The organism is Vibrio sp. 10N.261.45.E2 (genome assembly GCF_002875705.1).
In the GTDB taxonomy this organism is placed as follows: Bacteria; Pseudomonadota; Gammaproteobacteria; order Enterobacterales; family Vibrionaceae; genus Vibrio.
Map to the genome: position 1 here is coordinate 57,163 of NZ_MCZZ01000109.1, position 12,709 is coordinate 69,871.

12 protein-coding genes, 1 riboswitch and 1 other annotated feature are annotated in these 12,709 nt (G+C 45.0%); of the genes, 3 read left to right on the forward strand and 9 right to left on the reverse strand.

Annotated features, from left to right (window positions below):
- The 3 genes from lpxH to BCT34_RS07360 all read left to right on the forward strand — a co-directional run bounded on the left by lpxH (position 1) and on the right by BCT34_RS07360 (position 2,716).
- Positions 1-735: a UDP-2,3-diacylglucosamine diphosphatase gene (gene lpxH / locus BCT34_RS07350; RefSeq protein WP_076654403.1), complete on the forward strand. Its 735-nt coding sequence runs from the start codon at positions 1-3 to the stop codon at positions 733-735.
- 123 nt (positions 736-858) lie between these two features.
- Positions 859-2,076 carry an EAL domain-containing protein gene (locus BCT34_RS07355; RefSeq protein WP_076654402.1) on the forward strand — a complete coding sequence of 406 codons (1,218 nt, stop codon included), beginning with the start codon at positions 859-861 and terminating at the stop codon, positions 2,074-2,076.
- A 127-nt stretch (positions 2,077-2,203) separates the two neighbouring features.
- A complete protein-coding gene (locus tag BCT34_RS07360; RefSeq protein WP_076654401.1) occupies positions 2,204-2,716 on the forward strand; it encodes a YchJ family protein in 513 nt (170 codons plus the stop codon).
- Positions 2,717-2,932: 216 nt separating this feature from the next.
- On the opposite strand, the gene hisIE is transcribed toward BCT34_RS07360, so the two are convergent.
- From hisIE to BCT34_RS07405, 9 genes are all read right to left on the reverse strand, one after another.
- Complete coding sequence (gene hisIE / locus BCT34_RS07365) at positions 2,933-3,583, reverse strand: bifunctional phosphoribosyl-AMP cyclohydrolase/phosphoribosyl-ATP diphosphatase HisIE (protein ID WP_076654400.1); 651 nt, start codon at positions 3,581-3,583, stop codon at positions 2,933-2,935.
- The gene (gene hisF, locus BCT34_RS07370; RefSeq protein WP_017630683.1) at positions 3,580-4,353 is read right to left on the reverse strand and encodes an imidazole glycerol phosphate synthase subunit HisF; all 774 of its coding nucleotides are present in this window, start codon (positions 4,351-4,353) and stop codon (positions 3,580-3,582) included. Before hisF ends, hisIE begins: the two co-directional genes overlap by 4 nt.
- Positions 4,335-5,072 (reverse strand): 1-(5-phosphoribosyl)-5-[(5-phosphoribosylamino)methylideneamino]imidazole-4-carboxamide isomerase, encoded by a 738-nt coding sequence (hisA, locus tag BCT34_RS07375; RefSeq protein WP_076654399.1) that lies wholly within the window; start codon positions 5,070-5,072, stop codon positions 4,335-4,337. Before hisA ends, hisF begins: the two co-directional genes overlap by 19 nt.
- Positions 5,073-5,115: 43 nt before the next feature.
- Positions 5,116-5,730, reverse strand: coding sequence for an imidazole glycerol phosphate synthase subunit HisH (gene hisH / locus BCT34_RS07380; RefSeq protein ID WP_076654398.1), 615 nt, complete (start codon positions 5,728-5,730; stop codon positions 5,116-5,118).
- 25 nt (positions 5,731-5,755) lie between these two features.
- A complete protein-coding gene (gene hisB, locus BCT34_RS07385) occupies positions 5,756-6,844 on the reverse strand; it encodes a bifunctional histidinol-phosphatase/imidazoleglycerol-phosphate dehydratase HisB (protein ID WP_076654397.1) in 1,089 nt (362 codons plus the stop codon).
- 131 nt (positions 6,845-6,975) lie between these two features.
- On the reverse strand, positions 6,976-8,016 hold the full coding sequence (gene hisC / locus BCT34_RS07390; protein WP_076654396.1) for a histidinol-phosphate transaminase: 1,041 nt from the start codon (positions 8,014-8,016) through the stop codon (positions 6,976-6,978).
- A gap of 9 nt (positions 8,017-8,025) precedes the next feature.
- Positions 8,026-9,327, reverse strand: a complete 1,302-nt coding sequence (gene hisD, locus BCT34_RS07395; protein ID WP_076654395.1) for a histidinol dehydrogenase — start codon at positions 9,325-9,327, stop codon at positions 8,026-8,028.
- A complete protein-coding gene (gene hisG, locus BCT34_RS07400; RefSeq protein ID WP_029223418.1) occupies positions 9,327-10,223 on the reverse strand; it encodes an ATP phosphoribosyltransferase in 897 nt (298 codons plus the stop codon). The genes hisD and hisG overlap by 1 nt, the downstream gene beginning before the upstream one ends.
- Positions 10,224-10,276: 53 nt before the next feature.
- Positions 10,277-10,412, reverse strand: a sequence feature (His leader region).
- A gap of 190 nt (positions 10,413-10,602) precedes the next feature.
- Positions 10,603-12,195, reverse strand: a complete 1,593-nt coding sequence (locus tag BCT34_RS07405) for a Na+/H+ antiporter NhaC family protein (protein WP_076654394.1) — start codon at positions 12,193-12,195, stop codon at positions 10,603-10,605.
- A 112-nt stretch (positions 12,196-12,307) separates the two neighbouring features.
- Positions 12,308-12,485, reverse strand: a riboswitch (Lysine riboswitch).
- Positions 12,486-12,709: the final 224 nt, after the last annotated feature.

The following is a 12,709-nucleotide window of genomic DNA, read 5'->3' on the forward strand; positions in this document are numbered from 1 at the left end:
ATGAAAACATATTTTATATCAGACCTACATCTTGCTCCGTCACGACAAGACATTACAGACTGCTTCTTAACCTTTATGAAGAAGGAAGCTGTCGAAGCAGATGCACTTTACGTGTTAGGCGATCTTTTTGAATTCTGGATTGGCGACGACGATAAAAGTGACTTTGCGACATCTATCCGCCAAGCGTTTATCGACTTGGTAAAAAGCGGTGTACCGTGTTACTTCACACAAGGTAATCGTGACTTTTTGGTCGGTAAAAGATTTGCTAAGCAGACTGGCGTTCAACTTTTAGACGAAGTGACAACTATCGATATCTACGGTCAAAAAGCGGTGGTGTTGCATGGTGATACGTTGTGTACTGAAGATGTAAAGTATCTCGCCTTCCGAGAAAAAGTTCATCAGCCATGGTTACAATGGGTCTTCAACCGAATTCCATTTTTCATCAAGAAGAAAATTGTCTCGAAGGTTCAATCTGACATAAAAGATGACAAGCAAACCAAATCTCTCGACATCATGGATGTGACACAACAAGAAGTCGAAGATGTGATGGAACGGAACAATGTGAACCTGATGATCCACGGCCACACTCACCGTCCCGACATCCACACGTTCACTGCCAATAATTGCAGTAAAACCCGTATCGTACTTGGCGATTGGTATACTCAAGGCTCAGTTTTGGTGTTCACTCCGCAAAGTTTTGAACTACAGAATCGAGAGTTTAGCAATAGCTTTTAACATCACTCTTAAACTTTCACTTTGATTATTATTGTCGGTCAGACTTTCTTTGAAAGTGTATGGTAATTTCTAGTGAATTAGCTATTATCTCTCTACCAGAAATAAACCGAACACAGTACCAAGTTGAAATATTCATACGTAGCGCGTCAACCAATACTCGACACAGGCAAGAAAACCATAGGTTACGAGTTGCTATTCAGGGATGGTCCTAAGAACACTTTCCCTGAAGTAGAGCCGGAGCTCGCTACTAGCCGTTTGCTTTCCGACCACTTCTTATCGACCCACTATAATACGTTGGGTGATAAGCTTGGGTTCGTGAACTTCCCATATGCAAGCCTAATCAACTTAGTCCCTACTCTGTTCCCCAAAGAAAGCCTCGTTGTAGAGGTTCTTGAAGACTGCGAACCAACAGACGAATTACTTGAAGCAATCAAAGCTATCTTTGACGCGGGTTATACCATCGCGTTAGACGACTTTGTACCAAGTAAAGCTTGGAAGCGCTTCTTACCCTACATTTCGATTATCAAGTTTGATATCCGTTTGACCCCCATTGTCAAAGCAGCGATGTTTATGAACTCTCTCAAAGGGTTAGATATCAAGTTTCTTGCTGAAAAAGTAGAAACATACGAAGAATACCAAGAAGCAAAAAAAGCAGGCTTCACCTACTTTCAAGGTTATTTCTTTAGCAAACCAGAGATGATCCAAACGCGTGCACTTAATCCTGCATTTCTGACAACTGTTCAGCTGTTAAAAGAGATAGCACACGACCCTATCGACTTTGGTGAAGTAGAGCGCTTAATCACACTTGATGTCACCATGTCGTATAAGCTACTCACCTATGTAAACTCGGCAGGCGGTTCACCAACAACGATCCGTTCATTCCGCCAAGCGCTTATTTACCTTGGTGAACAAAAGCTGCGTAAATTCGTTTCACTGGTGGCTATCGCCTCTGCGAAAGAAGATAAGCCGGATTCACTCTATGGTTTAGCGGTAATACGTGCGCGCCAGTGTGAGCTCTTGGTCGAGAAGATGAATGTTAAGGTGGAGCCAGGACAAGCCTTTTTAACCGGTATGTTCTCTCTATTGGATTCACTCTTTGACCAACCATTAAAACAAGTACTTGATTCAGTGCCAATCGATGTGGAGATCAAGCAAGCTCTAATTCAACGTAAAGGTGTGTTAGGTGCGGTATTAGCAATGGTCGTTGCTTATGAACAAGCTCGTTGGGATGAAGCGACTCGTATACGCCAGCTTCTCAAACTGAGTGAAGCTCAACTTGGTCAGGCTTATGATGAAGCGACCACTTGGGCTCAAGAGCTATTGTCTCCAGCCCTGAAATAGTGAACTTCGCACTATCACTAAAATCACTTCTATAGAAACTACGCTTTGGTGAGCGATTGTTTCTTGGTAAACTCCATCGCATTCATTTATGGCCTCTTAATAGAGGCCATTTTTACAGGATCTGACTATGTCTTTATGCCCATGCGGTAGCAACAATACTTACCAACAGTGCTGTGAATCAGCGCACCTTAACCACAGTGCAGTTGAAACGCCTGAACAATTAATGCGCTCTCGTTATTCAGCGCACGTGTTGGGTTTGGTTGACTATGTTGTTGCAACTTACCACCCAATCTGCAATGCAGAAGCACAAAGAGAAGGTATTGCTGAATCTATCGGAAGTGATTGGGCAGGCCTAGAAGTCATTGATACAGCGGCAGGCTCGCACCAAGACGAAGGTTTTGTTGAGTTTAAAGCGTACTTCAATGAAGACGGTTCACAGTACTGCATGCAAGAGCGCTCGCGCTTTATACGTGAGGAGGGTCTTTGGTACTACATTGATGGCACCTTCCCTGAGCAAGAAGAAGCGCCACACCCAGAGGTCGATCCTCGCCTAAATCAAACCGTAGAAAGCTTCAAGATCGGACGTAATGACCCATGTATTTGTGGCAGCGGAAAGAAGTATAAGAAGTGCTGCGGGTAACTCGTGCATTTGGGAAGTCAGATTAAGGGAATAGATTCCTGATGTCGCTAAGGCTCCTCGGAATGACGAAGAATTAGAGGTTAGAGGTTAGAAAAGTAACACAGGGACTCAGAAATCTTGATACTTTGAGACACTGAAAACTAAAAAGCCTCGTAAACATACTTGTTTTCGGGGCTTTATCTATCTTTTGCGTAGTTCGATAAACCTAAAGAGAGCTTACTTATGGCGCTCTTTTAATTTGTTTACCACATCGTTCATCGATAAGCCTTGGTCTTGAAGAAGAACCATCAAGTGGTAAATCAAATCTGCAGATTCACACACTAGCTCCACCTTATCGCCCGACGTCGCCGCAAGCGCGACTTCAACGCCTTCTTCGCCCACTTTTTGCGAAATACGCTTGGTGCCACGGGCATATAGACTGGCAGTATAAGAAGACTCAGGGTCTGCGTCCTTGCGGGCAGCCAGTAGCTGCTCAAGCTGATGAAGCCACACCATCTGAGACTCTTCTTGCTTGTCTCCATCCCAACATGTTGTTGTACCTGTGTGGCACGTTGGGCCAATGGGATTAACCTTAACCAGCAAGGTGTCGTTGTCACAGTCCAAGGCAATATTTTGTAGCTGTAATACGTTGCCTGACGTTTCACCTTTCGTCCAAAGGCGCTCTTTGGTGCGAGAGAAAAACGTCACATTGCCTGTTTCAGCGGTTTTCTCAAGTGCTGCAGGGTTCATGTATCCCATCATTAACACTTGGCTCGATTGGTAATCTTGAACGATAGCTGGCACTAAACCGTCTACTTTTTCCCAGTTAATACGCTCTGACAATGCGCCTACTTCTGTTCTTGATAAGCTTGCGGTTTCAAAGCTCATAGTCGCACCTCTACATCTTGTTGTTTTAAATACTGTTTAAGCTCACCAATATTGATGACTTGCTTGTGGAATACCGAAGCTGCTAGCGCTCCGTCCACGTTGGTCTTTTTATAGGCTTCAGCAAAGTGCTCCATTGCACCAGCGCCACCCGAAGCAATCAACGGCACGTTACACACTTCACGGACCATGTTGAGTTGCTCGATATCGTAGCCGTTACGTACGCCATCTTGGTTCATCATGTTTAACACAATCTCACCTGCGCCACGTTTTTGTACTTCTTGCACCCAATCTTTGGTTTCCCATTTGGTTGCTTTGGTACGCGCTTCGTCGCCTGTGAATTGGTAAACCTGATATTTACCTGTTTCTTTATCGAAGTATGAATCGATACCAACAACGATACACTGCACGCCGAACTTATCAGCAAGGTCAGTGATCAACTGTGGATTAGCCAACGCAGGCGAGTTGATGGATACTTTATCCGCACCAAACTCAAGAATGCGCGCAGCATCTTCCGCTGATTTGATACCACCAGCGACACAGAAAGGAATATCAATCACTTCTGCTACACGTTTTACCCAGCTCTTGTCGACTACACGACCATCGCTTGATGCCGTGATATCGTAAAATACTAATTCATCAGCACCCTCTTCCGCATAGCGTTGTGCTAGCGGAACGATGTCACCGATAATTTCGTGGTTACGGAACTGAACGCCCTTAACCACTTGTCCATCACGGACATCCAAACAAGGGATTATTCGCTTTGCCAACATGCAAATGCCTCCTCTGCGGTAAACTTGCCGTCAAGTAGCGCACGACCCACAATCACGCCCGCAACACCGCTGCCTTTAAGCGCTTCGATATCCACAAGGCTGCCAATGCCGCCAGATGATTGGAATTGCACTTGTGGGTACTGCTTACAAAGATCTACATAAAGCTCTACGTTTGATCCTTCTAGCGTGCCATCACGTGAAATATCAGTACACAGAACGTGTTTAAGACCAACCGTTAGATAGTCTTCAATTAGCGCTTCAATGGTCACGCCTGAATCTTCTTGCCAACCTGAAATCGCCACTTTACGTGTGCCGCTTTCGTCGATGTTGATGTCCAAAGCAAGAACGATTTTTTCAGCCCCGTATTTTTCCATCCAACCTTTAACCAACTCAGGCTGCTTAACTGCTGTAGAACCCACCACAACGCGCTGTGCGCCCGCTTCTAGCAGATCAACGACGTCTTGTTCGTTACGCACGCCACCACCAATCTGGATGTTCGCAGGCGTGCTAGCCAGTAGCTTAGCAATCAAGTCTAACTGACGAGCCGTTGTGTCTTTTGCGCCAGTTAGGTCAACAAGGTGCAGCCAACCAGCGCCTGCTTGGTGATACAAATTAAACTGCTCTGCTGGGTCTACTTTGTATTCTGTTACTTGCCCGTAATCACCTTGGAATAAGCGAACTACTTGGCCTTCAATTAAATCTAATGCGGGAATAATCATTTACATTCCTTATATGGCAACGTTAGCCGCTGCCTAATCCTTATTACAATTCCAAGAAGTTCTGAATCAGCTTAGAGCCAGCTTTCGAAGAACGCTCTGGGTGGAACTGAACACCATAATAATTGCCACTTTGAACCGCCGCAGTGAACGGATTACCGTAATCACATTGTGCGATTGTGTAGTCACCCACTGGCATTGCAAAGCTATGAACAAAGTAGAAGTATTCTCCTTCTTCAATGTCTTTAAACAGAGGGTGATTAGGTGTTGCCGTTACAGTGTTCCAACCCATGTGTGGTAATGGCAAGTCGCCCGTATCAAGTAAGCGAACTTCACCATCACACAAACCTAGACATTCAACTAACTCATCAGCCTTTTGGCCTTTCTCTTGAGACAGTTTGCCTAACAGCTGCATACCTAGACAGATACCAAGCAGAGGCTTCTCTACTTGCTTCACAAGGGTAACAAGGTCACGCTCTTGTAGGTTCTTCATTGCCTCACTTGCTGTACCTACACCAGGTAGGAACAACTTGTCGGCAGCAAGAACAACTTCTGGTTCTTTTGAAATTTCAACTGCGTAGCCCAAACGTTCAATCGCAAACTTCACTGAAGAAACGTTGGCACAACCAGTATCAATAATGACGACTTTTTGATCTTTCATTGTTTTTTCCTTGCTAACGTTAGCCTTACAGGACGCCTTTGCTACTTGGTAACTCGTTACCTTCAACTTTGATTGCTTGGCGAAGAGTGCGACCAAACGCTTTGAACAGGCTCTCAATGATGTGGTGATCATTATTACCATCAGAAGAAAGGTGCAGCGTACAAGCCAATGTATCGGTCAGAGAACGGAAGAAGTGAACCACCATCTCTGTTGAAAGATCACCCACTTGTTCACGGCTGAACTTAGCATCGAATTTCAGGTATGGGCGACCAGAAAGGTCTAGCGCACACTGAGCCAAACACTCATCCATAGGTAAACTGAAACCAAAGCGCCCAATGCCACGTTTGTCGCCTAGCGCATCTTTCAGAGCTTGGCCTAACGCAAGTGCTGTATCTTCTACTGTGTGGTGATCATCAATGTGCAAATCACCCTTCACAGTCAAGTTCATTTGGAAACCGCCGTGTGTTGCGATTTGATCAAGCATGTGGTCGAAGAAACCCATGCCAGTATCGATCTTGTTACCACCGGTTTCATCAAGGTTTACCGCCACCTTAATGTCGGTTTCCTTAGTCGTACGAACCACTTCAGCAACGCGAGCGTTAACCGTCAGATCTTTAACGATTTGTGGCCAGTTCAATGTGCCTTCAGTTTCCGCATCCGGCCCGTATTGAATACCACGGATAGCCATGTTCTCTGCAAGTTGAAGATCCGTCATTCGGTCGCCAATCACAACCGAGTGTTGGAAGTCGACTTTGCCGCCTTGTAGATACTCTTTAACCATACCCAGTTTTGGCTTACGGCAAGAGCAGTTGTCTTCGTCAAAGTGAGGGCAAATAAGCACGTCATCAAACTTAACGCCTTGAGATTCGAAGAACTCCATCATCATGTTGTGTGGCGCATCGAAATCTTCTTGTGGGTAGCTATCGGTACCTAGGCCATCTTGGTTAGTGACCATCACTAAGCGATAGCCAGCATCTTGTAATGCAAGCAGGCTAGGAATCACTAACGGTTCGAATTTTAGCTTGTCTAAACGGTCTACTTGAAAGTCAACTGGCGGCTCAACAATTAAGGTGCCGTCGCGGTCTATAAAAAGTATTTTCTGTTGTTTACTCACTTGAACTTCCTTTTAATTTTAAATCTGGTGGCCTAGCTAAAATCAAACGCTAACCCAAAATATTGGTTTCACTTGCCAGCTGGTGATGAATCAACTCAAACTGGCAAATGCTATTGCTGGTAAGCCTTTCGTTACTGATAGAAGTTACGAATGAATCCAAGTGTCTTTTCGCACTCTTCGCGGTTACCAATACTAATACGAACACAATCTTCGATTGGAGAATTACGCAAGATAATGCCCGTATCCCAAGCCGCTTTAAATAAATCGTCACCGTTCGGGAATTTAACCAGTAGGTAGTTCCCCCAACCGTCATATACCGTCACCTGAGGCATGCCCATTAAACCGGCTTGCAAATACGCTCGGTTAGCACTTAAATCCAGAACTTGGAACTTAGCTCGTGCGAGTCCTTGCTCTGAAAGCGCTTGAACGGCAATGTCAGCCACTGGGATTGGCACAGGGTAAGGCGCAATCACTTTCAACAGTACATCGATAAGCTCTTTGTTCGCCAACGTAAAACCACAACGCAAACCTGCTAGCGCAAAGGCTTTCGACAAGGTGCGCAGAATCGCTAGGTTTGGATACTGCTCAAGCAAGTCAACGGTTGAAGCTTCTGGGCAGAAATCGATATACGCTTCATCCATCACCACAATCGCTTTGTCTTGTGTCATTTCAAGCAACTTGATGATGTCTTTACGATCAACCAAATTACCGGTTGGGTTATTTGGGCTACAAACAAACACCACTTTCACGTTGTCGAGTTGTGCTTCAATCGCAGGAAGATCCAATTGCCATTCGGAAGTCAGAGGTACGACTTTACGCTCAACACCGATCGTCTCTGCACTGATTGCGTACATACCGTAAGTGGGTGGGCAGTAAAGAATAGCGTCTTCGTTCGGCTCACAAAAAGCACGAATCAATAACTCGATGCCTTCGTCAGCACCACGAGTCGTCAGTGTTTGATCTGATTTCACACCTGCGTATTGTGCGTAAGCGTCAATCAACTCTTTAGGCTGACATTCGCTGTAGCGATTGAGACGAGACAGGTTTAGGTTGTACTCGTTATCAAACGGAGATTCGTTGGCGTTTAGCCAAACATCACCAGTCCCGCCAATGCGTCTTGCAGACAAATAAGGTGTGAGAGCCTGAACTTGTTTTCTTGCTAACTTTTCCATGCCCTGCCCTTACTTAGCTTGGTTTAATTTTTCAACTCGGATAGTCACAGCACGTTTGTGTGCATCCAAGCCTTCGGCTTCCGCCATTGTTACTACAGTTGGAGCTAGGCTTTTTAAGCCATCGGCTGTTAGCTCTTGTACTGTCATTCGCTTAGAGAAATCAGCCAAACCTAAACTTGAATAAGTCTTGGTATAACCGTAAGTCGGAAGAACGTGGTTTGTACCAGATGCATAGTCACCTGCCGATTCTGGAGACCAGTCGCCAAGGAAGATTGAACCAGCATTATCAAGCAATGGCAGCAATTCACGTGGGTTCTTGGTTTGAACGATCAAGTGCTCTGGACCGTAGAAATTCGAAATCGCAATCGCTTGAGTGATCGATTCAGCAATGATGATTAAGCTTGAAGCCAATGCTTGCTGAGCGATGTTCGCACGAGATAACTCTTTCAGTTGCTTCTGAACGGCTTCTGTTACTTGGTCTGCAACCACGGGCGATGGTGTAACCAGTACAACCTGAGAATCAGGGCCGTGCTCCGCTTGGCTTAACAAGTCCGCTGCAATAAAGTCTGCATCTGCCGTTTCATCAGCAATCACCAACACTTCAGATGGGCCAGCAGGCATATCAATCGCCGCGCCGCAGAAATCGTTGCTTACTTGGCGCTTAGCTTCGGTTACATAGGCATTACCCGGGCCGAAGATCTTATCGACTTTAGCCACGCTCTCGGTACCGTAAGCCATTGCAGCCACGGCTTGGCCACCACCGACGTTATACACCTCGTCGATCTTACAAAGCTTAGCGACATACAAGATTTCATCCGCGATTGGCGGAGGTGAACAAAGCACTACCTTACGGCAACCTGCGATTTGAGCAGGAACACCTAACATAAGAACCGTTGACGGTAGTGGCGCACTGCCACCTGGAATATAAAGACCAACAGTATTGATCGCGCGAGTCACTTGCTCACACACAACGCCCGGCTGTGTCTCAACTTTGATAGGTTGAGGCTTTTGAGCTTCGTGAAACTTAGCAATGTTGCTATAAGCTTGCTCAAGCGCTTGCTTCATTTCTGGTGTTAGACGAGCACATGCCTCTTCGATTTCATTTGAACTGACTCGAATAGATTCTGGAGTCACACCATCAAACTTTGCCGTCAGCTCTTTAAGCGCGGCATCGCCTTCATTTCGTACTTTTGCAATAACATCAGAAACAGTCGCTGTGATGTTTGCACCTTCAGTAATAGCTGGACGCTCTAATACCGAGTCTTGCTGTGATTCACTTAAAGCTTGCCAAACAACGGTTCTCATCGTCACTACCCCATCATTTTTTCGATTGGTAATACTAGAATCGAGCTTGCACCCAACTCTTTCAGCTGCTCCATTGTTTCCCAGAACAAGTTCTCTGTACTTACTAGGTGAACAGCAACTTTATCTTTGTCTGTTGATAGTGGAAGAACCGTTGGATCTTCAGCACCAGGCAGTAGCGCTTTGATTTGCTCTAGCTGAGATGTTGGCGCGTGAAGCATGATGTACTTCGACTCTTTCGCTTGCTGAACACCCTGCATACGAGTCAGTAGTTTTTCAATCAATGCGGTTTTGTCTGCGTCGAACTCACCAACACGTTGAATCAGTGTTGCTTTCGATTGGAAGATAGCTTCTGCTTCTTTTAGGCCGTTTGCTTCTAGCGTTGCACCTGTAGAAACTAAATCTGCGATAGCGTCTGCTAGGCCTGCGCGAGGAGCAACTTCAACCGAGCCTGTTAGCATACAAGTGCTGAATTCAACACCCTGCTCATCCATGTAGGCTTTCAGTAGTTGTGGGTAAGTTGTCGCGATGCGTTTGCCCGCTAAGTCTTGTGGGCCGTTGTATTCTTCATCTTTGTTGATAGCGATAGAAAGACGGCAACCACCGAAGTCTAGACGGCGTAGTGTGCGAAACTCTGATGGTTCTTTTAGAGCAACACGGTCTAGGCGAACTTCTTCCAGTTCATTCTCACCGATAAAACCAAGGTCAACCACACCATCCATGATAAGACCTGGGATGTCATCATCACGAACTAATAACAAGTCGATTGGCATATTTAGTGAATGAACAACTAGGCGCTCACCCATGATGTTAAATTTAACACCACATTTTTTAAGTAGGTCTTGGCACTCTTTACTTAAGCGACCTTTCTTTTGAATTGCGATTCTTAGGCGTTGTGTCTGCATTGCTGTATCCCTGTGCAAATGTTTGAATTTATTGATTATTTAAAAGCGCTAAAACTAAAAAACCCTCGGAAGACTTTGTCATCCCGAGGGTTTAAATCTAAATTCTTTGACTTAACCTCCGGGAGAATTCTTGCTCCCGGGTATACGTAAATCTCCCCGAAAGACTAGATAGGGTGATGATGGTGATGAATGTTCATTACTAATTTACGCATACTTATAAGCTCTTCAGTTGTTTGCTTTCTTGTCTCCACACTAACTAAGCTGGGATCCTTTTTCAACCATTTATTCGAACTTTTTTCACGAAACTTAAAATTAAATTAACAAGCACAAAAAAGGGAGGCCAACGCCTCCCTGATAGTTTACTGATTAACTTTCGGTTTTAGCTTTTGCACGTCGCCATTTTACAGCGAGAGAAATAAGCCAATGCAAAACAAACAGCCACAAACGTTAGAGACGCTGCGCCAAATGCGATGCCAATTGAAGATGTCATACCTAGGGTAATGAAACCAATGCACGATACGAACGCCACAGACAACGCGTAAGGAAGCTGAGTCGATACGTGGTCAATGTGGTTACAACGAGCACCTGTAGAAGACAGAATCGTTGTGTCTGAGATTGGAGAACAGTGGTCACCAAATACAGCACCCGCTAGAACCGCACTTAGCATCGGCAAAATTAGCGCGATGTCAGATGCAGCAGCCATGTCACCCGCGATAGGTAGCATAATACCGAACGTACCCCAAGATGTACCTGTCGAGAACGCCATAACGCCAGCAAGAAGGAACAAAATAACGGGTAGCCAGTGGTAATCAATGCTGCCTGTTACTAAAGACGATAGGTAAGAACCTGTTTTCATGTCGCCGATTACAGAACCGATAGTCCAAGCGAACACAAGAATCAGGATAGCGCCAAACATAGAGCTTGCGCCAATCCACATCGTTCTTGCGATGTCTGCCATAGACAGCTTCTGCTTAAATACCGTCGCTAGTGCAACTAGTAGGCCAATGATGCCACCGTAAACAAGAGACTTACCTACATCTGTGTTTTCAAACGCACCTAGAAGGTTAAATGCTTCACCATCAGCAGCAAGCGCTTGGCCCCCTGTGTAAAGCATTGCAGCAACTGTTGCTACGATTAGCGATACGATTGGCATAACTAGATCAGAAACAGAACCATTTTCGCTCTCTTCGATGTCTAGCTCTTCATTTAGATCGTGCGCTTGCTTTTGATCGTTGTCGCCTTCAAAGCCACGACCTTGAGATGCTTCAATCTCATGCTCACGCATTTTACCAACATCTAGGCCGAACCATGCCACAGCAAACACCATTAGTAGTGCGAACACAGCGTAGAAGTTCATTGGGATAAGACGAACGTAAGCACCCAGTGCAGAATACTCTGTCACACCGTGTGTCACTAAGATGCCGCCAATGATAGTGATGATGTAAGCACCCCAGCTAGAAGCAGGCATAATCACACACATAGGAGCAGCCGTTGAATCTAGGATATAAGCAAGCTTAGCGCGAGATACGTAGAAACGGTCTGTTACAGGGCGAGAGATAGCACCAACCGCTAGGCTGTTAAAGTAGTCATCAACAAAGATGAATACACCTAAGAAAGCAGCAAGTAGTTTTGAACCACGTTTGCTCTTAACGCGAGACTGTGCCCATTCAGCAAATGCACGAGTACCACCAGACAGCGTTAGTAGTGCAGTAGTCATTCCAAGAATGATTAGGAATGCAATGATGCTCATGTTCCAAGTGTTAATGCCGCCATCTTCGATGAAAACACCAGATGCTTTAGTAAACACGTAACTCGCTGCATTAACTACAGAGTAGTCAGCAAGTAGAATCGCACCCATGATGATACCGACACCCAAAGAAACCAATACACGGCGGGTAACAATAGCAAGACTTAAAGCCACAAGAGGCGGAAGCAAAGATAAAGGTGATGTTGCAAAATCTATTAAATTCATGATCTTCAAAAACCAGTTTTTTATTTGGCTAGAGATCTACTGCAGACAAACTTGATACGACTGACCAAGCTCATGTTGAACTAAGCGAAAGGGAAGTGAACACTTCACCCAACCCTACAGTAGCGCTCCATAGTTTAAAATTAAGACTATGGCAGTGTTGTACCTATTGAGCACAACCCCAGCAAATTGCTTAGATATACAATTTACTTCGGCAATTACACCTTTCATTCCCGTTCATTGGCATCACCCCAACGGAAGTTACTTTTTATAATTGCACCTCTACGTGCGATAACATTATTAACCGTGTAAACCAGAGTTTAACAACAAATTAACCAAAGCCTCGCATCAGGTAGCCGCAATTGTACTCATCAAGAGCAACAATGCAACATATCATTCCGAGAAAACGTAGCTTTTTGTTAATGAACTAATCAGTAGAAGAATAGTCCACATAAGTTAACTACTCCACCAGTCACATATCCGTTTTTAAGATAATTTTAATAATTATTATAAATTC

Bases quoted from the DNA above. Each gene is read 5' to 3' on its own strand.
- BCT34_RS07405 (WP_076654394.1), bottom strand. From the start codon at position 12,195: ATGAATTTAATAGATTTTGCAACATCACCTTTATCTTTGCTTCCGCCT.
- hisIE (WP_076654400.1), bottom strand. From the start codon at position 3,583: ATGAGCTTTGAAACCGCAAGCTTATCAAGAACAGAAGTAGGCGCATTG.
- hisC (WP_076654396.1), bottom strand. From the start codon at position 8,016: ATGGAAAAGTTAGCAAGAAAACAAGTTCAGGCTCTCACACCTTATTTG.
- hisA (WP_076654399.1), bottom strand. From the start codon at position 5,072: ATGATTATTCCCGCATTAGATTTAATTGAAGGCCAAGTAGTTCGCTTA.
- hisH (WP_076654398.1), bottom strand. From the start codon at position 5,730: ATGAAAGATCAAAAAGTCGTCATTATTGATACTGGTTGTGCCAACGTT.
- BCT34_RS07360 (WP_076654401.1), top strand. From the start codon at position 2,204: ATGTCTTTATGCCCATGCGGTAGCAACAATACTTACCAACAGTGCTGT.
- hisG (WP_029223418.1), bottom strand. From the start codon at position 10,223: ATGCAGACACAACGCCTAAGAATCGCAATTCAAAAGAAAGGTCGCTTA.
- hisF (WP_017630683.1), bottom strand. From the start codon at position 4,353: ATGTTGGCAAAGCGAATAATCCCTTGTTTGGATGTCCGTGATGGACAA.
- lpxH (WP_076654403.1), top strand. From the start codon at position 1: ATGAAAACATATTTTATATCAGACCTACATCTTGCTCCGTCACGACAA.